The following is a 19,736-nucleotide window of genomic DNA, read 5'->3' on the forward strand; positions in this document are numbered from 1 at the left end:
AGCGGCGAAGCTGCGCACGTGGGAAGAGGCACGGGCCTGCGTGACCGGCTGAGAATGATCCTCCACAGCCAGGGGCCTCCCGGCCCGGGCACGCATCCGTCCGGGCGGCACAGGTACGCGTGACCGCGGCCCTCGCCCGTGCGGACGCCTGGCTGCCGTCACGGCGAGGGAGACAGAGCATGAGCGACATCCCCCTGTCGGATTCCGCAACGAGGAACGTTCCGGTCGGCGGGCGCCGCAGAGCGTCCACGGGGTGCCGTGCCGATGGACCGACGACCGTACCGACCGCCGCGGCCCCGGCGTACACGGCCGACTCCGCGCGCCTGGCCGCAGCCGCGCTGATGCGTCTCTTCATGGACCGAGGCGTCCCCGGCTTCGGTTTCGCCGGCCCGGAGGACCCGGAGGACGAGCCGGGAACGGGAGGACGGTCACCGGCCGCCCCGGCCGGCGCCACCGGTGACCGGGGCGCGGCCGGGCCCGAGGGCCGTGCTGCGAAGGCGTCCACGACCCTGGCGTCCGGCCCCCCGGAGACCGGCCGTGCGGCCACGGCGAGAAGCGAGTCCCCGTCGGCCCTGCGCCGCCGTCGCCGAGCGGTCCGGTCCGTGAGGAGAGGACTCCTCACGGACCGGACGCAGGCCGAGGAGGGCCGTCACGGCCGGTACGTGAGCGCCACGCCCCCGACGACGGTGCCGGGCGGCCCGGCCGTCGTGCACGGCACGGAGGAGGAACGTTGAGAACCGTTGTCCGACGGTTGCTGAGGGACTCGTCACGGCAGGTGCGGCACGTCGATGTCGTGGACCCGCGTACGGCTGACGGCCTGGTCGCCGCCGTCTACGCGCAGTGCGAGCGGGATTTCGGCGTGCTGGCCCCGCCGCTCGCCCTGCACTCCGCGGCTGCCGTGCCCCTTGCCGCCGGCTGGCTGCTGCTGCGCGAGACGCTGCTCGCGGGCCGGAGTGCGGACCGCGCCGTGAAGGAAGCCGTGGCCACCGCCGTTTCCCGGGCCAACGGGTGTCCCTACTGCGTCGACGTCCACCAGGCGAAGCTCGACACCCTGCGCCTGCCCGCGGCGAAGGACGCGGTCACGGGAACCGCCGAATGGGTGCAGGCCGTCGGGAGGCCCGGGCGTCCCCGACTCCCCGCCCCCGACGGGCTGACCCCGGCACGAGCCGCGGAGCTCTTCGGTGTGGCGGTCACGTTCCACTATCTGAACCGTATGGTCAGCGTGTTCCTGGGGGACTCGCCCCTGCCCGGGCACGTGCCCGGACGTATGCGGGGGGTGATCATGCGTGCCGTCGCCAGGGGCATGGTTCCCGCCGCCCGTGGCCGTCTGGAGCCCGGCACGTCGCTCGGTCTCCTGCCCCCGGCCGGCCTGCCCCCCGAACTGGCGTGGGCCGAAGCGAGTCCAGCGGTGTCGGAGTCCCTGGCCCGCGCGACGGCGGCCGTGAACCGGGCGGCGCGCTGGGTCCCTCCGCGGGTACGCGAGGGGCTCCGGGGGCGTCTCTCCGAGTGGGACGGGGGACCCGTGGGACCCAGTCGTGCCTGGCTCGACGAAGCGACGAGGGAGTTCTCCCCGGCGGAAGCGCCGATCGCCCGGCTGGCCCTCCTGACGGCCTTCGCCCCGTACCAGGTCGTGGAGGCCGATGTGCGTTCCTTCCGTGAGAGGCGCTCCTCCGACAGGGAGCTGATCGAGGCCACCTCCTGGTCGGCGCTGACCACCGCCGTCCACGTCGGGGCCGGTTTCCCGCGCCTTCACCGGACGGCCCCCGACCGGTGAAGGCGCGCCGGGTGCCCCTCGGAGGGTTCCGGCCCCGCGGCGCGTCGCCATCGAGCAGGCGGATTTCGCCCCGGGTGTTCTCAGCAATCACGGACAAGGAGCACAACCGTGTCGGGCTTGTGCTCGCCGGACGGAGGAGGGAGCGGGTATGGGAACCAGGGCAGCACACGTCGGATTGAGGGCGCTGGCCGATCTGGCGACTCCGATGGCGGTTCGCGTGGCGGCCACGCTGCGGGTCGCCGATCACATAACGGCCGGACACCGCACCGCCGAGGAGATCGCCGCCGCGGCCGGGGCACACGCGGATTCCCTGGACAGACTGCTGCGCCACCTGGTCGCCGTCGGTCTGTTCACCAGGGACGGTCAGGGTGTCTACGGCCTGACGGAGTCAGGGGAGCAACTGCGCGACGACCACGCCGCGGGGAAACGCAAGTGGCTGGACATGAACAGTGCCGTGGGGCGGGGCGACCTCGGTTTCGTCGAGTTGGCCCACAGCATCCGCACGGGGCGGCCCGCGTACCCGGTGCGCTACGGAAAGTCCTTCTGGGAGGACCTTGCCTCCGACCCCGGTCTCTCGGCGTCCTTCGACACGCTGATGAGCCATCACCTGGAGCTCGACTACAGCGGCATCGCAGCCGCGTACGACTGGGCCGCCCTCGGGCATGTCGTCGACGTGGGCGGCGGCAGCGGCGGCTTGCTCAGCGCGCTGCTGGCAGCCCACGAGGACCTGTCGGGAACCGTCCTCGACCTGCGGGGGCCGGCATCGGCCGCACACCGCAGGTTCCTGGACACCGGGGTGTCCGAGCGGGCGCGGGCGGTGGTGGGCAGCTTCTTCGACCCGTTGCCGGCCGGCGCCGGCGGCTACGTGCTGTCGGCCGTGCTCCACGACTGGGACGACCGGTCCGCCGTGGCGATCCTGAGGCGGTGCGCGGAGGCGGCGGGCAGCGGTGGCGTCGTGCTCGTCATCGAGGCGGTCGCCTCCGACGAGCACGCCGGCACCGGTATGGACCTGCGCATGCTCACCTATTTCGGCGGCAGGGAACGCGGCCTCGCCGAACTGGGCGAACTCGCCTCACGGGCCGGCCTTTCCGTACGCGCGGTCCACCCGATCGGTTACGTCTCGATAGTCGAGATGTCCGCTGCCTGAACGCCGTCCGAGAACCGGAGAACACCTGCCGGCGGAGACCGCAATCCGCGATATTTCCGATTCCGGATTCCGGGGGCAGGATGCCAGGGGAACCTCGCAGGAGAATTCACGGAATGGGAGTGGAAATGAGTTCTGGCCCTTCGGCAGTCATGACCGACCGGGACGTCGCGGCTGTGGCCGACGTCCCCCAGCGCATGATGAAGGCGTGGGCGTCCAATGACGCCTCCGCCTTCGCGGGCCTTTTCGCCCAGGACGCGACCATGGTGCTTCCCGGCGACGTCTTCCGGAAGGGAGCCGACGGAATCCGGGAGTTCATGGCCGAGTGCTATGCCGGGCCGTACAAGGGAACGTCGGTTTTCGGAGTGCCCATCGACGTCAGGTTCCTCGGTCCCGACGCGGCGATCCTGATCACCCAGGGAGGGGTCATGGCTCCCGGGGAGGACTCGGTCACCCCCGACAAGGAGATCCGGGCCACCTGGGTCCTCGGCAAGCGGGACGGTGCGTGGCTCATCGAGGCCTACCACAACAGCCCCGTCCGCCTGCCGTCCTCCTGAAGCCCCCCGCACCGGGGCACCGAAGCCCGGTCGCTGCCCACGGCCGGCGGCGACCGGTGGCGGGCGGGGGCGTTTCCGGTCCCCCGCGTGTCCCTGCCCGCCCGCGTCAAGAGGCCCTTGCGGGCCGGACCCTCCCGTCCGGCCCGCAAGGGCCTCTCGGCGTGCGCGTTCGCCGCGCCGGCGGAGCCATGTCCTCTCCGGTGCTCCGGAAAGCCGTTCCGGCCTCGGCGGTGACGCCCGTTCCGGTCACTCGCGCGCGCGTTCGCCGCGCCGACGCCGGGCGGGCGGAGGGGCCGGGCGCGGGCCGGCAGGCCCGACGCGCCGCGCGTTCCCGGCAGTCCACCGTGCCGGGCCGTCCTGGACACCGTCCGCGCACACGCGCGCCGCGGCAGGCCCGCGACGGCACGCAACCCCGGAAGAGCCCGGCCGAGCACGGAGCGCCCCCGTGGGCGCCGCCTGACGGGGCGGCGCCCACGGGGGCGGAAGAGGGACCGTGCGGTGGCCGGGGGCAGCCCCTGCCACCCGGCCCTACAGCGCCGCGGCCGGCACGGCCGGGTCCTCGTGGGCCTCCCCGTCCGGACGCAGGCTGTCACAGACGTGTTCGGAGAGGGCCGCCACGGTCGGCTTCGCCCACAGGATCGTGGGCGGAAGCTCGAAGCCGTACCTGCGCTGCAGGCGCACGCGGAGAGCGACCGTCATCACGGAGTCGACCCCGAGCTCGACGAGGGGACGCTTGATCTCCACCTCCGAGGGGTCGAAGTTGAGCACCCCGGCCACCTGTTCGCGCACATCGGCGGTGACCGCCTCACGCGCCTCCTGCTCCGAAAGGCCCTCGAGAGCGGTGGTGAAGAGCTGGTCGCCCGTGGTGCCGTCCGTCTCGCCGGAGACGGGCAGGTCCCGGAACACCGGCAGGCGCGGTGCGTGCGCGGGGGTCGGCACCACCCGGAGCACGGCCTGGTAGTCGGACCGGAACCTGTCTCCGAAGGACCACGCCCGGAACGCCTCGGACGCGGAGACGGCCTCCAGGCCGCGCGAGTTGGCCTCGAACATCGTGGTGTCGATGTCCGACGACATGCCCAGCCCCCGCCAAGCCGTCCAGCCCAGGCTGACGGTCTCGGTGTGCCCTCCCCCGTTGCGGTGGCTCGCGAGTGCGTCCAGGAACGAGTTGGCCGCGGCGTAACTGGCCTGGCCCGAGAGGCGGGCGAACTGGCCGCAGGAGGAGAACATCACGAAGAAGTCGAGGTCACCGGGCGGGAAGAGCCGGTGCAGCACCATGGCCCCGCGGACCTTGGGGGCCATCACCTCCCGCAGCCCCTCCAGGTCGACCTTGTCCACCAGGGCGTTCTTCACGACACCGGCGGCGTGCACGACCCCCCGCACCGGCGGCAGACCGAGCGTCCCCGGAGCCAGCGCCGCCGACACCTGGTCGCCGTCCGTGATGTCGAGCGCGAGCACCCGGACCGTCACACCGAGTGCCTCCAGCGCCAGCACGCCGTCGATCCGGCGCCTGGTCTCGGCGTCGGTGACGGCGGGCCACTCGGCACGGTCGGGCAGACCACGGCGGCCGACGAGCAGGAGCCGGCGGGCGCCCCGGTCCACCAGCCACCTCGCGACCTCCAGTCCCAGAGCGCCCAGCCCGCCGGTGATCAGGACCGTGCCCGAGGGCGAACACTGCAGCGGCGTGCCGTCCGCACTGCGGTCGATGCGGCTCAGCCGGGCGACCTCGGCTCCCTCCCCCGTCAGCGAGATGACGTCCTCCGCGCCGGCGGCACCGTCCAGCAGAGCGACCAGCCGTGCGCCGATGCCGTCGGCCGGCGTCCCGATGTCGACGGCCCCACCCCACAGTTCGGGGTGGTCCCCCGCGATGATGCGTGCCAGGCCCCACAGCGGGCCGTGTGCCACCGACCGCTCGTCACGGGCCCCGCGGACGTCACCGGTGAGGCACCACACCCGCTGTGCCGCCGCGTCCCCGGTGAGGTGGGCCCGGATCTCGGCGACACGTTGCACGGTCCGGACGAGCAGCCACGACACCCGCTCCGCCTCCTCCTCCGGCGACGTGCCCGCGCCGGGCCGGGCAGGCGCCACGACCACCGCGCCCGGCCGGGCGAACAGGCCCGGCTGCAACCCCGTCTCCGGTGAGCCGCCCGCCTGTATGCAGGTCATGCCGACCGACTCGAGTTGTTCGGCGAGGGGGACGGTGGCCTCGGGGTCCCCGACGAGGACCACCTGCTCCACGGGGCCGTCCCCGGCCTTCTCGTGGTCCTCCGGATCCCAGGGACGCCACGCGATCTCGTGCACCAGTTCGCTGGGCAGTACCGCGGCGCCGAGATGTTCCACGGCCGCGAACCGGAGCCCGACGACCTCGCAGACGACATCCCCCCGCTCGTCGGCGACCCGTACGTCGACCGTGTCGTGCGGTGACCGGAGCGAGCGCGTGCTGTGCACGGTGAGCCTGGCGGGGGGTTCACCCGACCACGTCACCTGGTCGATGGACCGGGACATCCAGAGCACGGTGGCGTCCCCCGGGGAGACCACCATGGCGCTGATGGTCAGCGCGCCGTCGATGACGTGCGCCCAGCTGGTCGCCCGCTCCGCGGGCGGGGGCTCGATCTGCAGCACGGCGAGCTGCTCGTGGTCGTCGTGGCGCAGTTCCTCCAGGTCCCAGGGGAAGGCGTAGCCCTCGACCCCCATGCGCTCGAACATCTCGTCGGCCCTGGTGAGCGACCCCTCCGGGAGCCGGGAACGGATGGCCCCGGTGTCCAGCCGTCCGCCCGCCGGCCGGACCCCCGGCGCGACGGTGGCCGTGGTGTGCGTGATCCATTCGTCCCCGCCGGCGCCGTCGTCGTCGGCGATGCGGGTGGCGAGCGAGAGCGACCTGCCTTCGCGCACGACCTGGACCACACGGGGCGGTTCCACCGCCAGGGGCGTACGCAGCACGATGTCCGTCAGAGCCGACGGACCGTCCTCCTCCGCGGCGGCGGCGAAGGTGTTGATGATGGACGCCGCCGGGGTGACCTCGACGCCGACGAGCCCGTGGCTCTGCGGGTAGGGGCGGCTGTCCATGTCGAGGCGGGTCTGCCACACCTGCCTGGTCGGTGAGCCGCTGACGGTCATCCGGCCGCCGAGCAGGCTGTGGCTTGCGGGGTCGTGCCCACGCCCCAGACCCGCGTCGGCGGTGGCCTCGGGGAAGATCCAGTAGGCCCGGTGCTGCCACACGGCCGACGGCAGCCCCACGAGCCCGCCGTCGGTGTGGTGGCTCGTCCAGTCGACGGTCACGCCGTGGCAGTGCAGTTCGGCGAGGTTCTCCAGCAGCGACTCCACCTCGTCGGTGTTCCGCCGGAGCGTCCCGGCCACGGCGGCGTCCTCGATGCCGAGGTCCAGAAGCGTCTCGCTGACCGAATGGGCCACCACCGGGTGGCTGGACACCTCGAGGAAGAGCCGGTGGCCGTCCTCGGCCGCCGCACGCACGGCCTCGGTGAAGCGGACCGGCCTGCGCAGGTTCGCCGCCCAGTAGCCGCTGTCGCGCGGAGCCCGCGACCGCGGGTCGCCGAGGGCGGTGGTGTAGAGGGGGACGGACGGCGGCCAGGGCGTGAGCCGGCGCGCGGCCGACTCGACGTCGCCGATCACCTCGTCCACGTGGACGCTGTGGAAAGCGATGTCGGAGTCGACGGTTCGCGTCCACACGCCCGACACCCGCCACTCCTCCGCGACGCGCAGAACCGCCGAACGGTCGCCGGACAGGACCGTGGAGTGCGGACCCGCCGAGATGGCGGCTTCCACGTCCCGCCTGCCCTCCAGGCGCAGGGCCGCCTCCTCGAACGGAAGCCCGACCATGACCATGGCGCCCCGCCCGTCGAGCCGCTGGAGTGCCGCCGCACGGCGGCACGCGAAGCGGGCGGCCTCGTCACGGTCGAGGCAGCCGGCCGTCACGGCGGCCGCGATCTCACCGACCGAATGCCCGATGACCGCGCCCGGCCGCATGCCCTTGCTGCGCCACACGTCGGCCAGGCCCATCTGGACGGCGAAGGTCAGTGCCTGGACGTGGGCGGCGGTCCACGGCCCGCCCTCGGTGAGCGCTTCCCGGGGGGTCCAGCCGAGCTCGTCGCGGAACACCTCCGCCAGCGCGTCGAGGGCCGTGGCGAAGACCGGCTCGCCCGCCAGCAGCCGGCGGCCCATTCCGGGCCACTGGGCGCCATGACCGGAGAAGATCCAGACGGCGTCGTCGGCGCGCCCGGCACCGGTGCGCGCCGACGCGGTGCCGGGGCCGCCACGGCCCTCGGCGATCTCGCGCAGCCGGTCGACGAGCTGCTCGGCGGAGTCCGCGACGACCGCGGCGCGCTGGGCGAGGTGCGAGCGCCGCCGCGCCAGGGTGTGTCCGACCGAGGGCAGCGGGGTGTCCGGACGAGAGGCCACCCAGTCGGCGACCCCGTCCGCCAACGCGCGCAGTCCCGCCTCGGAGGCGGCCGAGACGGGGAAGAGCGCGGGCGTCCGCGCGCCGGTGGAGGCGCCGCGGGACGAGGACGCCGCCGGCACCGGGCCCTCCTCCAGGATCACGTGGGAGATCGTGCCCCCGACGCCGTAGCTGGAGACTCCCGCGCGCCGGGGCCGTGCGGAGCGGGACCAGTCCTGCACCCGCCCGACCAGGCGCAGCCCCCAGGAGTCCCAGTCGATGTCGGTGCGGGGCCGGTCGTGGAGGGTGGGGGGGATCAGCTCGTTCCTCAGCGCGAGGACCGTCTTGATCACGCCGGTGATGCCCGAGCCTCCCTCGACGTGACCGACGTTGGGCTTCACCGATCCGACCAGACAGGGAGCCTCCGGCGACCGGCCTTCTCCGAACACCTTGGCGAGAGCGGTGATCTCCTCACGGTCACCGGTGGGTGTCCCCGTGCCGTGCGCCTCGACGTAGTCCACGGTGGCCGGGTCCACTCCCGCCCGGCGGTAGGCCTGCCGGAGCATGTGCTCCTGGGCGTCCCCGTCCGGCGCCATCATGCCGTCGGAGCGGCCGTCCTGGAAGACACCGCTGCCGCGGATGACCGCGAGGACGGGATCGTTGTCGCGCCGTGCGTCGGAGAGCCGCTTGAGGACGAGAACCCCCGCCCCCTCACCGCGGCCGTACCCGTCGGCGTCCTCGTCGAACGCCTTGCTGCGGCCGTCCGGGGACATGGCTCCGGCGTCGTCGAGGGCCACGTTGAGGGAGGGGGTGGACATGATGTTGAGGCCGCCGACGATCGCCAGGGGCGTTTCCCCGGTCAGCAGGCTCTGGCGGGCGAGGTGGAGGGCCGTCAGCGAACCGGCGCAGGCCGTGTCGACCGCCATGCTCGGTCCGTGGAGGTCCAGGAAGTAGGAGACGCGGTTGGCGATGCCGTACAGCGTCGTCCCGTTCACGGCATAGGCGCCGGTGCGCGGGATGTCCTCCAGGAGCCGCCTGCCGTAGTCGTTGGAGTTCGCGGCGGCGTACACGCCGGTGTCGGTGCCGCGCAGCGACAGCGGGGGGATCCCGGCGTCGGCCAGCGCCTCCCAGGTGAGCTCGAGCATGAAGCGCTGCTGGGGATCCAGGAAGTCGGCTTCCCTGGGCGAGATTCCGAAGAAGTCGGCGTCGAAGCCCTCGATGTCCTCGAGGAACGCACCGCGGCGAACGGTGTCCCGCATGGCCGCGGTCGCCTGCGGGCTGCCCGATGCGTAGGGCTCCCACCGCTTGTCCGGCATGTCGCCGACCGTGCTCCTGCCGTGGACGAGGAAGTCCCAGAACTTGTCCGGCGAGTCGAGATCCGGGGCGTACCTGCAACTCATACCGATAATGGCGATTGCTTCGTCGGGTGCTGCGTACTCCGTCAAGTCCTCGCTCCTGTTCAGTCCACCGAACCGACACGACACGAATCGGGGCCGACGATCGCCTCGTCCGGCAGCCGTGTCTGCGGAGGCGTTCCGCCCCGCTGCCTTCGCCCGGGAAGAACCCACGCGAGGGTGAGCCGTCCCCGTGAGCGACAGATTCGGCCTGCCCGTGACACCCGGACAACTCCTGGCGTGCGGCGTGTGGGGGCGCCCCGATCGCACCGCGTGATCCAGCAATCGGTGAGACGACCGCGGGGCGAAGCGTCCCTAGGCTTCCGGGGCAGGAGCTCAGCGGCCGTGGCGGATGCGCGTCAGCCCCGCCGGCCGGGCCCTCCGGCCCGACCGGCGCCAGTCCGCCCGAAGCCGCCGGGAGGTCGTCATCAGCCGTGTCCGGCACCCCGGGTGGCGGAACAGCCTACGGAGCAGTCATGCATGAGACAGCAGCAAGGCCGGCCCGCGCGGGATTCGTCCCCTGGCCCGACGACGTGGCGGCCCGTTACGCGGCCGACGGCCACTGGGAAGGACGCTCGCTCGGAGCGCACCTGGTGGAGGCCGCGCGGAAGGTCCCGGAAGCCGTTTGCCTCGTCGACGGTCCGGTCCGGATGAGCTACCGCGAGCTGATGGCGCGCGCGGACGGGGCCGCCGTCCGCATGAGGGAGCTCGGTCTTCGTGCGGACGACCGGGTGGTGGTGCAGCTGCCCAACTGCTGGGAGCACGTGGTCGTGACCGTCGCGTGCCTGCGGCTCGGTGCCCTGCCGGTCTGGGCGCTGCCGCAGTACCGGTACCGCGAACTGTCGGGCGTGGTGGCTCACGCCCGGGCCAGGGCCGTCGTCGTGCCGGACGTGTACAAGGGGTTCGACCACCAGGCGATGGCGCACGAGGTGGCGGGGGCGCAGCCGGCTGCCGGACACGTCCTCGTGGCGGGGGCCGACGTCCGGCCGGACAGCGTCGATCTGCGTGCGCTGTGCGAGCCCCTGGACGCGAACGAGGCCGCGCGGGTCGCGGCCGAGCTGGATCTGTCCGCGCCGCGTGGTGACGAGGTCGCGATGCTCAAGCTGTCCGGCGGAACGACCGGGCTGCCCAAGCTCGTGGCGCGCACGCACAACGACCTCGCCTGCATGATCAAGCGCGCCGCCGAGCTGTGCGGCTTCGGGCGCGACACCGTGTACCTGGCCGTCCTGCCGCTCGGCCACGGCTTCCCCAACACCGGTCCCGGGGTCCTCGGCACGCTCCTGACCGGGGGGCGGGTGGTGATCTCCGGATCGCCGGCGCCCGAGGCCGCGTTCGAGGCGATCGAGCGGGAACGGGTCACCGCCACGTCCGTGGTTCCGGCCGTTGTCATGCGCTGGCTCCAGTACCGGGACGAGAACCCGGGCGCCGACCTGGGTTCGCTGGAGCTCCTCCAGGTCGGGGCCTCGCGGCTCGAGCCGGAGGCGGCCCGGCAGGTGGGACCGAAACTGGGCTGCAGGCTGCAGCAGGTCTTCGGAATGGCGGAGGGCCTGCTGTGCCTCACCCGCCTGGACGATCCGGACGACGTGGTCCACCACACCCAGGGACGGCCGATCTGCCCCGCCGACGAGATCCGGGTGGTGGACCCGGAGGGCAGGACGGTGGGCGTGGGCGAACCCGGGGCACTGCTCACCCGGGGCCCGTACACACCGCGCGGCTACTACGACTCGCCCTCCGCGAACGCGCGGGCGTTCACCCCCGACGGCTGGTACCGGACCGGTGACCTGGTACGCCGTACGCCGGACGGCAACCTGGTCGTGGTCGGCAGGGAGAAGGACCTCATCAACAGGGGCGGCGAGAAGATCAACGCCGAGGAGGTGGAGAGCTTCGCGGTGCAGGCCGACGGCGTTCTGCAGGCGGCCGCCGTAGGCCTGCCGGACAGCGAACTCGGCGAACTGGTCTGCCTGTTCGTCGTGCAGGCCGACGGCGCGCAGGTGGAGCTGGCGGACATCCGGAGGGTGATGGAGAGCGCCGGGACGGCGTCGTTCAAGCTCCCGGAGCGTCTGGTCACGGTCCCCTCCCTGCCCACCACACCGATGGGCAAGATCGACAAGAAGGCGCTGCGCGCTGCCGCCGGCCGGACGTCCACCACCTGATCGACCGCGCGAAGGGCTCCCCGCCGGCCACACCGGCGGGGAGCCCTTCGCGCGGTCGCGGACGCTATCCGCAGCGGTACAGCGCCGCGTCGCTGAACCCCGGTACCGGCAGCCGAGCCTGTTCCTCGTCGAAGGGCTCGCCGCCGTAGGCGCCGGGGTCGACGAGCCGGCAGTTCTCGCGCACCCAGGCCACCCGCTTCTGCTGCACGCTGCCGCCCATCCCGGCCATGCCGCCCAGCCGCGCTTCGCCCGGATGGGCGGTGAGAACGAACTTCAGGTCCCCCCGGTCGACCCACTCGCCGAGCTGGTCGACGGTGGGCGAGTCGTCGGCGCCCAGGAATCCGCCCATGCCGACGACCGCGGCACCGGTCTCGATGATGAACGACGACGAGGCGAGCCCGCCCCCCTCGACGGCGAGCGTCACGCCGGCACCGTCCGAGTGGCGTTCGGCGTACTCGAGGATCCGCCGGTTGCCGGCGGAGAGGTCGGAGCCGCCGAAGCCCTTCCCGCTCCGGGTGCCGGAGGAGGCGGCGCCGTCCCCGCCCGACGCCGGGACGCCCTCGGGCATCCGCATGCCGCCGGGCATCTCCATGCCCTCGGGCAGCTGGAGACCGGGAGGCATCTCCATGCCCTCGGGTGTCCGGCCCCCGTCCGGGGGCATGCCGGCGGGCGGCGTCATGCCGTCCGGGAGTTCCCCGCGCAGCAGGGCGCTGAACGCGTTGTTCGGCGGACCCGCCGTGGGGAAGCCGCCGTTGTCGGCGGCCACGGCCGCGGTGCCCACGGACCACACTCCGGGGGCCAGCAGCACCGCTGCCGCCCCGACGACCAGCCCGGCGTGGCCCAGGGGACGCCGTCCCGGCGACAGTTTGGCCACCACCAGTGCGAGGACCGCGAAGGCGGCGAGCCCCAGGACCGCCCATCTGGTCCAACCGTGCCACGAGGTGTCCCTGGAGACCAGGACGAACGCCCAGACGGCCGTGAGCGCGACCGCGGCCGGCAGGAGCATCCACTCCCGGCCGTCCGGCCGGCAGTACTTCCGCCAGAGCAGGGCGATACCCGCCGCGGAGACCGCGGCGACCGCCGGCGCCAGCATCGTCGTGTAGTACGTGTTGAAGATGCCCTGGGTGAAGCTGAAGACTCCGCCGACGAGCACCAGCCATCCGCCCCACAGGAGCCAGCCCGCCCGCTGCAGGGGATCACCCGGGGTCTCGAACCACAGGCGGCGGTAGCCGGCGGCTCCCACGACGGCCAGCACCAGCAGGCTGAGCGGGAGCAACCAGGAGATCTGGTCCCCGACCTCGGCGGAGAACATGCGGGTGACCCCGGGCATTCCGCCGGAGAGCCCGACCATCGCGAGGGGCACGTTGATCCCGGAGCCGCCGGGCTGCTGGCCGGTGCCGAACAGCGCGCCGAACCCGTTGTAACCGAAGACGAGCTGGAACGCGCTCCCGTTCGTGCTGCCGCCCATGTAGGGCTTGTCGCCCGGCCACAGATCGTGCAACGCGGGCCACCAGAACGAGGAGACGACCAGTACGGCACCCGCGGCCAGGACGTCGTTGATCCTGCGTCTCACCGGGCTGGCGCTGCTGAGCAGGAACGCGAGAGCCAGTACCGGCACGATGATCCACGCCTGCAGCATCTTCGCCGTGAACCCGCAGCCCACGAAGAAGGCGCACAGCAGCAGCCACTTGGTGCGGCCGCGGTCCGTCCCGGCGTGGACCGAGCGGGTGAACGCGTACGCCGCCGCGACCAGCAGCAGCATCAGGAGGGAATCGGTGTTGTTGTCGCGGTTGATGGCGACGGTGATGGGGGTCAGCGAGAGGATCAATGACGCGAGCAGCGCGACGCGTTCCCCCGCCCACGGCCGGACCGTGCGGTGCAGCAGGAACACGGTGGCCACGCCTTCGAGGGCCTGGGGAAGCAGCATCGACCAGCTGTGGTACCCGAAGACCGCCACCGACGCCGCCTGGGGCCAGAGTGCCAGAGGCGGCTTGTCGACCGAGACGGCGCCGTACGGGTCCGCGGCGCCGAACAGGAAGTTGGCCGGGCTCTCCGTCATCGACCGCACGGCGGCGGAGTAGTAGGCGTTGCCGTAGTTGCTGGAGCCGATGAGCCACAGGTAGAGCAGGCCCGCGAGCCCGCAGATCCCGGCGAGTGCCCATGCCTTCGCCCGGCTCCGGCCGTCCCGGGCGAAGGGCACCGGAGCCGGAGAGGACGCGGTCGCCGACGGGGGCCCGTGTGTGACGGAAGACATGCTTCTCTTGTCCCTTTCATCTCTGGTACGCCCCTCGGCAGCTGAGGAGAGGCCGGTGGAACACCCTCACGCCCCCTTGAGCAGGGTCCCCTTGATCGAGTCGAACTCGGCGTTGGCGCGGTCGTAGTCGTCAGGGCGGCCGATGTCCAGCCAGTACCCGTCGAAGGGGTACTCCGCCGGCTGGACACCGCGGGCCAGCAGGTCCAGGACCAGGTCGTCGAAGCCGAACGGCATGTGGGGCGGATAGGTTTCGAGGGTGGTGCGGCTCAGGCCGTAGACACCCATGCTGACCCGGTAGTCGATCGTCGGCTTCTCCACGAAATGGACCACCCGGTTGCCGGTCGTCGTCAGCACGCCGAAATCGATGCGCACCTCGCGCGTGCAGGTCGCCACCGTCAGCGGCGCGTCGCCCCTCCTGTGGTGGGTCAGCACATCGGCGTAATCCAGGTCGGTGAGGATGTCGCCGTTCATGACCAGGAAGTGTTCGGGCAGCCGGTCGAGGATGCCCAGGACCGGGCCGATCGTCCCCCGGGGCGTGTCCTCCGAGGCATAGGTGATGTCCATGTTCCATCGGCTGCCGTCGCCCACGAAGGACCGGATGAGGTGGCCGAGGTGCCCGATGGCGAGCGTCACCGAGTCGAATCCCTGCTGGGAGAGCTGGCTCAGGACGATTTCCAGGATCGAGAACTCGTCACCGATCGGTACCAGGGGCTTGGGCAGCCGGCTGGTGTACGGCCGCAGCCTCGTCCCCTTGCCGCCCGCCAGGATCACTGCGTGCATGTTCCGCGTCTCCCTCAGCGGTTGTAGTGAGCCGGTCTGTAGCCCGCTCGGTTCACGGGATCCCGGAACCACTCGATGGTCCGCCGCAGGCCGTCCTCACGGTCCACCCGGGGGCGCCACCCCGTGCGCGCGCGCAGTCTCCCGGCGTCGCAGACCAGGCGTACGACCTCGGAGTCCTTGGGGCGCAGACGCTCTGGATCCTCGTCGATCGACGCGTCGGCACCCATCAGCCGCATGATGTCCGCGGCGAGCCGGCCGATGGACACCTCCGTCCCCGTGCCGGCGTTGAAGACCTCCCCGACCACGGCCGACGCCGGCGCGGTGCCGACCGAGACGAAGGCCTCGGCGGTGTCGGTGACGTAGGTGAAGTCACGGGTCGGCGCCAGGGAGCCGAGGGTGATCCGCGGGGCCCCGGCGGCGAGCTGGCCGACGATCGTGGGTATCACCGCGCGGGCCGACTGACGGGGACCGAACGTGTTGAACGGCCGCAGTGTCACCGCGGGCACACCGTAGCTGAGGTGGTAGGACTCGACGAGCTTGTCCGCGGCCACCTTCGTCGCCGCGTAGGGCGACTGGGCCTGCAGGGGATGGTCCTCCCGGATCGGTACCGTCCTCGCCGAACCGTACGTCTCGCTCGTCGAGGTGTGGACCAGCCTGGATGTCCCACTGGCACGCACCGCCTCGAGCACGTTCAGCGTGCCCATGACATTGGTGTCCGCGTACGAGCGCGGCGCCTGATAGGAGTAGGGGATCGCGATCAGGGCCGCCAGGTGGTACACGACCGAGGCCCGCTCGACCAGCGCCCGTACGGACGCCGGGTCGCGGACGTCGCCGGGGCACACCTCCACCTGGGCCATCACCTCGGCGTCGAGCCGGTCGAGCCACCCCCACGAGGCGAACGAGTTGTACAGGACCATGGCCCGCACCCGGTGTCCCCGCCGCACCAGCGTCTCGACCAGGTGCGACCCGATGAATCCTTCGGCCCCGGTGACCGCTACGAGTCCGGCCATGGATCCTCCTGGAGGTGTGCGCCGAGAACCTGCCGACCCGGCGGGGCCGGTGGTGCCGTCCACCCGCTCGGAGGCCCCCCTACGGTCACACACGGCAGCGCACTTCCGCTTCTTCCAATGTGCGGGCCTGCCCGGAGACGCTCATCGGCCCGGTCGCGCGGATGCAGCCGCGTGCCTGGCCACGAAAGTCCAACGCGCCTGGTTGTTACCGATGTTGGGCCGCACCCGGTGGCCCGAGAGGCCGGCTCGCCGTGCTCGGTCCGTCATCTCGGCCTCGCCGAGCCGGGTGAGGCCGAGCCGCCGCCGCCGACGGGCGTAGGGGGAGAACGCCAACCGTACGAGGGCCGGCACCGCCTCCCCGAGGAAACCCTCGCGCAGGGCGAAACGCAGGAGCTCGGCCGTGTCCGACACCAGCCCCGCTCCCGGGGGCACGAGGTCTCCGACGACGAGCAGTCCGTCGGCGCCCAGGAGCCGGTGCGCCTCCCGGAGGAGGGCGTCCAGTTCGTCCGCGTCGAGATACTGCACCACCGAGTGCACGACCATCAGGTCGACCGACCCGGCGGCCAGGTCCGTGAGCTGACCCGGCGAGATGACACGGATCCCCGGCTCGTCCGCGAACCGGTCCGTGATCCGGGCCCGGATCGTCTCCGCCGCCTCGCAGAGGACCACTTCCTCACATGCCGCGGCGATGCGCGTGGCGGACAGGGCGTCTCCGGGACCGTAGTCGAGCACGCGTCCGCTTCCTTCCGGAAGCAGACGGACGATGTCGCGGGCCACCGCCCGGAAGTGCCGGTCCCGGTGCCGGTCGCCGATGTAGACGTCCTGCCTGCTGTTCCATTCCTCGAGCCAGGCCGACATGGCGGCTCCTTTCCGGTGGACCGCCCGTCACGGCCCGACCGCGTGCGGAGGCGGGCCGTGCTGCGGCACAGTCTGGCCGACCACCGGGGCGAAGCCGTCTCCCTGGTTGCGGTGGAGCGGAAGTGGCGCAAGGGGGAGGATGCCGCCGGCGGCCCGTCAGGCCGACGCTGGGACCCTCCACCGCCCGATGCGCGCTCGCCGCGCGGCCATTGAGAGGCAGCGTCCATGACCGCGACCGCCGAAGAGTCCGCCGAACCGACCCGCGTGTCCCTGACCGAGATCGTGATTCCGGTGCGCAACGAGGAGAAGGCGCTCGCACGGAACGTGCACCGGCTGCGCGACTACCTCGTCCGGAACTTCCCGTATCCCTTCGTGATCACCATTGCGGAGAGCGGCAGCGCCGACAGGACGCGCGAGATCGGTGAGGCGCTGGCCCGTCAGCTGTCCGAGGTGCGGTTCGTGAGTCTCGACTCGAGGGGCCGGGGCCTGGCTCTCAGACACGTGTGGGGCACGAGCCGGGCCGACGTGGTCAGCTACATGGACGCCGATCTCTCCATCGACCTGGACGGGTTCCTCCCGCTCATCGCTCCGCTCGCATCGGGCCACAGCGACTTCGCCATCGGCACGCGGCACGCGCGCGGGGCGAGCGTGCAGCGGTCCCTGCTGCGCGCCACGCTCTCCCGCACGTACAACCTGATCCTGCGCGTGGTCCTCGGGGTGCGCTTCTCCGACGCCCAGTGCGGTTTCAAGGCCGGCCGGCGGGAGATCGTGCAGGCCATACTCCCGGCCGTCCACGACGACAAGTGGTTCTTCGACACGGAACTGCTCTGTGCGGTGCAGCGCCAGGGGCTGCGCATCCACGAGGTCCCGGTCGACTGCCTCGACGACCCCGACACCACGGTCGACATCGGCCGTACCGTCGTGGACATGCTGCGGGGGGTCGTCCGCGTGGCGGGCCGCCGGACGAGGGGCGCCCTCGGGGCGCCGCTGCCGTCCCGCCTGCAGCGCCTCAAAGTGCCCGTCGCCCCGGCACGCAGGTTCCTCCGCTTCGCCGTGGTCGGAGCGGCGAGCGGACTCCTGCACGTCGTGTTCTACCTGCTGTTCACCACCGTGATGCCGGCGCTGGCGGCGAACGCGCTCGGTCTGTTCCTCGCCACGGTCCTCAACACCGCGGCGAACCGCCGGATCACCTTCGGAGTACGCGGGCGCCAGGACGCCCTGCGCCATCAGGCCAAGGGGTTCGTCGCCTTCCTGCTCGGTCTCGCCTGCACCAGCGCGACTCTGCTCGCGGCCGGTCCGGGGAGCGGCAGGGCCGTCGAACTGACGGTACTGCTCGCCGGCGACGCTCTCGCCTCCGTGGTGAGGTTCGCCCTCCTGCGGCACTGGGTGTTCGGTCCCTCCCGGAGCCGGGACGGCAAGGGGACGGACCGGTGACGGGACGGCTGCTCATCGTCAACGCCGACGACTACGGTCTCAGCGAGGGGATCTCCCGGGGCATCCTGAGGGCGCACGACGAGGGAGTGGTGACGAGCGTCTCGGTCCTCGCCGTCGGTCCGGCGGTGGCACGGTCGGCCGCCTGGCTGCGGGACCGGCCGGCACTCGGGGTCGGTGCCCACCTGGCGGTGGTCGGGGAGGACCCCCCGCTGCTGAGCGCACGTGAGATCCCCACCCTGGTCGACCGGCGGGGCTCCTTCCGCCCGAGCTGGCGGGCGTTCATGACCGCCGCGGTCACGGGGCGCGTCGACATGGCGGACGTGCGCCGGGAGTTCCAGGCGCAACTCGGCCGCCTCGTCGAGGACCTCGGTCTGACGCTGAGCCATGTCGACACCCACCAGCACCTCCACCTCTACCCACCTGTCGCGCGGATCGTGACGCGGTTGGCCGCGGACCGGGGAATCGGTGCCGTGCGCGTGCCGACGAGCGCCGCCCTCGGACCGCGGGGACTCGTGATCCGTCACTGGAGCCGCGCTCTGGCGTCCCGGCTGAACGCCGCGCGGCTGGCCTTCCCGCAGACGTACGGGGGACTCGACGAGGCGGGTGCCCTGACGCTCCCGCGCCTCGAAGCCCTTGTCGACCGCCTGGCCCACGGCCGGGCCGACGTCATCGAGGTCAACTGCCACCCCGGTGAACCCACAGCGGGCGACCGGGCCCGCTACGCGTGGGGCTACCGGTGGGAGGAGGAACTCGCGGGCCTCACCTCCCCGTTCCTGCGCGAGACGCTGCAGCGGCTGGACCTGCGCCTCGGCAGGTTCAGCGATCTTCCCGCCCACGGCACGCGTGCGCCGTGGGCGGGAGGAGGTGAGCCGCCCCGCCGCACCGGGTGACGAAAGACGGACCGCACCACGGCGGGAGCCGTGGTGCGGTCCGGGAGGCAGTGCGCCGCGGGGAGCCGGCGGCCGGGGCGTGCGGGAGCGCGAGCGCTCCCGCACGCCGGCGGTGCCGGCCGCGGTGGAACCGGCCGCGCCGATGGCGGGCCGGGCCCGCCGATCACTTGAAGGAGATCGGCACACCCTCCGGGCCGTTACCGACCGCGTCCGAGAGGCCGACCTGGCACTGCTCGACGGTGCAGTCCACGGTGCCCCAGCGGGTGCCGTCGAAGAGGAAGCCCTCGAAGGAGCGGCGCACCGTCAGCGACGTGCTCGCGGAGCCGTTGGCGTCCGCGGTCACGGAGGAGAAGTCCGCCGGGTTGCACGCCAGAACGCCGGTGTCCACCCACGCGCACTGCCCGACGTCGTAGGCGGTTCCGGCGTCGAGGCCCGCACCGTCGACCTTGACCACGGTGCCGTCGGACAGGCCGGACGACGGGGTCACCGTGGCCGTCGGCGCCGTGGTGGCCACGGCGGGGTTCTGGAACGCCATGGCGAGCCCCAGCACCGCCGCCGAGCCGACGACGACCTTGGCTGCACGATTTCTGATGATGGAAATGGGGACCACTCCTTCGTCGATACAGGGGGAATTCGAAGGCTGAAGCAGAATGCCTTCGAAAGCTGCATCAATGACGATTGCATGACGCCCTCATTGGTGTCAATGAATATAAATGGCATTCTCGGAGAAGCGCTCGAAGTGATGCGTGTGTACAATCCGGCCCTCTCGGCAAGGGGAAGCATTGAATTGCGAATCCTTTTTCTTGTTCCGTTTGTCGTGGCCGACTGCCGCTCCGGACCGAGGGGGCGGCCGGGGCCGCTTCCCGGGATGTGCCCCCGTGGGTGACCGTATGGGCAGTTCAGGGAGGTGGAGGGGTGTCAGGGGGCCGGGTGCTTCCCCGGCCCCGCGGGACGGGCGCCGGGGTGCCCTCCGGGCCCGTGCGGTGCTCGCCCGGCGGTGCGGGGGAGCCGGCGGCGGGGTGCGGGAAAACTCGCTTTCGGAATTCCCGGTGAGGGTGCCGGATGCTGCCGGTGTGCGGCTTTCGGGTGTGCCGGGGA

The 19,736-nt window shown here is 72.3% G+C and carries 13 protein-coding genes; 7 read left to right on the forward strand and 6 right to left on the reverse strand.

The window, feature by feature from the left end:
• Positions 1 to 179 precede the first annotated feature (179 nt).
• The 4 genes from ACFY3N_RS31690 to ACFY3N_RS31705 all read left to right on the forward strand — a co-directional run bounded on the left by ACFY3N_RS31690 (position 180) and on the right by ACFY3N_RS31705 (position 3,475).
• Entirely contained in the window at positions 180 to 734 is a 555-nt protein-coding gene (locus ACFY3N_RS31690; RefSeq protein ID WP_390820222.1) for a hypothetical protein, read from the forward strand.
• The gene (locus tag ACFY3N_RS31695) at positions 731 to 1,774 is read left to right on the forward strand and encodes a carboxymuconolactone decarboxylase family protein (RefSeq protein ID WP_390820223.1); all 1,044 of its coding nucleotides are present in this window, start codon (positions 731 to 733) and stop codon (positions 1,772 to 1,774) included. The genes ACFY3N_RS31690 and ACFY3N_RS31695 overlap by 4 nt, the downstream gene beginning before the upstream one ends.
• A gap of 148 nt (positions 1,775 to 1,922) precedes the next feature.
• Complete coding sequence (locus ACFY3N_RS31700; RefSeq protein WP_390820224.1) at positions 1,923 to 2,921, forward strand: methyltransferase; 999 nt, start codon at positions 1,923 to 1,925, stop codon at positions 2,919 to 2,921.
• A 125-nt stretch (positions 2,922 to 3,046) separates the two neighbouring features.
• Positions 3,047 to 3,475 (forward strand): SgcJ/EcaC family oxidoreductase, encoded by a 429-nt coding sequence (locus ACFY3N_RS31705; protein WP_390820225.1) that lies wholly within the window; start codon positions 3,047 to 3,049, stop codon positions 3,473 to 3,475.
• Between the two features lie 528 nt (positions 3,476 to 4,003).
• Here the strand turns inward: ACFY3N_RS31705 and ACFY3N_RS31710 are convergent.
• Entirely contained in the window at positions 4,004 to 9,310 is a 5,307-nt protein-coding gene (locus ACFY3N_RS31710) for a beta-ketoacyl synthase N-terminal-like domain-containing protein (protein WP_390820226.1), read from the reverse strand.
• Between the two features lie 425 nt (positions 9,311 to 9,735).
• Here ACFY3N_RS31710 and ACFY3N_RS31715 point away from each other — a divergent pair, with 425 nt between their 5' ends.
• Positions 9,736 to 11,412: a (2,3-dihydroxybenzoyl)adenylate synthase gene (locus ACFY3N_RS31715; RefSeq protein WP_390820227.1), complete on the forward strand. Its 1,677-nt coding sequence runs from the start codon at positions 9,736 to 9,738 to the stop codon at positions 11,410 to 11,412.
• Positions 11,413 to 11,476: 64 nt separating this feature from the next.
• Here the strand turns inward: ACFY3N_RS31715 and ACFY3N_RS31720 are convergent, their stop codons facing one another.
• From ACFY3N_RS31720 to ACFY3N_RS31735, 4 genes are all read right to left on the reverse strand, one after another.
• The gene (locus ACFY3N_RS31720; RefSeq protein WP_390820228.1) at positions 11,477 to 13,666 is read right to left on the reverse strand and encodes an ArnT family glycosyltransferase; all 2,190 of its coding nucleotides are present in this window, start codon (positions 13,664 to 13,666) and stop codon (positions 11,477 to 11,479) included.
• 66 nt (positions 13,667 to 13,732) lie between these two features.
• Complete coding sequence (locus ACFY3N_RS31725; protein ID WP_390820229.1) at positions 13,733 to 14,446, reverse strand: sugar phosphate nucleotidyltransferase; 714 nt, start codon at positions 14,444 to 14,446, stop codon at positions 13,733 to 13,735.
• Between the two features lie 14 nt (positions 14,447 to 14,460).
• The gene (locus ACFY3N_RS31730; RefSeq protein ID WP_390820230.1) at positions 14,461 to 15,456 is read right to left on the reverse strand and encodes an SDR family NAD(P)-dependent oxidoreductase; all 996 of its coding nucleotides are present in this window, start codon (positions 15,454 to 15,456) and stop codon (positions 14,461 to 14,463) included.
• A 141-nt stretch (positions 15,457 to 15,597) separates the two neighbouring features.
• Positions 15,598 to 16,314, reverse strand: coding sequence for a class I SAM-dependent methyltransferase (locus ACFY3N_RS31735; protein WP_390820231.1), 717 nt, complete (start codon positions 16,312 to 16,314; stop codon positions 15,598 to 15,600).
• A 225-nt stretch (positions 16,315 to 16,539) separates the two neighbouring features.
• Here ACFY3N_RS31735 and ACFY3N_RS31740 point away from each other — a divergent pair, with 225 nt between their 5' ends.
• Together ACFY3N_RS31740 and ACFY3N_RS31745 are read left to right on the forward strand one after the other, a co-directional pair.
• Entirely contained in the window at positions 16,540 to 17,748 is a 1,209-nt protein-coding gene (locus tag ACFY3N_RS31740; protein ID WP_390820232.1) for a glycosyltransferase, read from the forward strand.
• Entirely contained in the window at positions 17,745 to 18,638 is an 894-nt protein-coding gene (locus tag ACFY3N_RS31745) for a ChbG/HpnK family deacetylase (RefSeq protein ID WP_390820233.1), read from the forward strand. Before ACFY3N_RS31740 ends, ACFY3N_RS31745 begins: the two co-directional genes overlap by 4 nt.
• A gap of 163 nt (positions 18,639 to 18,801) precedes the next feature.
• Here ACFY3N_RS31745 and ACFY3N_RS31750 read toward each other — a convergent pair whose 3' ends face one another.
• Positions 18,802 to 19,248: an enediyne antibiotic chromoprotein gene (locus tag ACFY3N_RS31750; protein ID WP_390820234.1), complete on the reverse strand. Its 447-nt coding sequence runs from the start codon at positions 19,246 to 19,248 to the stop codon at positions 18,802 to 18,804.
• Positions 19,249 to 19,736: the final 488 nt, after the last annotated feature.

Source organism: Streptomyces sp. NPDC000348 (assembly GCF_042898795.1).
Classification (GTDB): Bacteria; Actinomycetota; Actinomycetes; order Streptomycetales; family Streptomycetaceae; genus Streptomyces.

Coding starts and splice junctions, on each gene's coding strand:
- ACFY3N_RS31725 (WP_390820229.1), bottom strand. CDS start 14,446: ATGCACGCAGTGATCCTGGCGGGCGGCAAGGGGACGAGGCTGCGGCCG.
- ACFY3N_RS31720 (WP_390820228.1), bottom strand. CDS start 13,666: ATGTCTTCCGTCACACACGGGCCCCCGTCGGCGACCGCGTCCTCTCCG.
- ACFY3N_RS31690 (WP_390820222.1), top strand. CDS start 180: ATGAGCGACATCCCCCTGTCGGATTCCGCAACGAGGAACGTTCCGGTC.
- ACFY3N_RS31715 (WP_390820227.1), top strand. CDS start 9,736: ATGCATGAGACAGCAGCAAGGCCGGCCCGCGCGGGATTCGTCCCCTGG.
- ACFY3N_RS31730 (WP_390820230.1), bottom strand. CDS start 15,456: ATGGCCGGACTCGTAGCGGTCACCGGGGCCGAAGGATTCATCGGGTCG.
- ACFY3N_RS31705 (WP_390820225.1), top strand. CDS start 3,047: ATGAGTTCTGGCCCTTCGGCAGTCATGACCGACCGGGACGTCGCGGCT.
- ACFY3N_RS31740 (WP_390820232.1), top strand. CDS start 16,540: ATGACCGCGACCGCCGAAGAGTCCGCCGAACCGACCCGCGTGTCCCTG.
- ACFY3N_RS31700 (WP_390820224.1), top strand. CDS start 1,923: ATGGGAACCAGGGCAGCACACGTCGGATTGAGGGCGCTGGCCGATCTG.
- ACFY3N_RS31735 (WP_390820231.1), bottom strand. CDS start 16,314: ATGTCGGCCTGGCTCGAGGAATGGAACAGCAGGCAGGACGTCTACATC.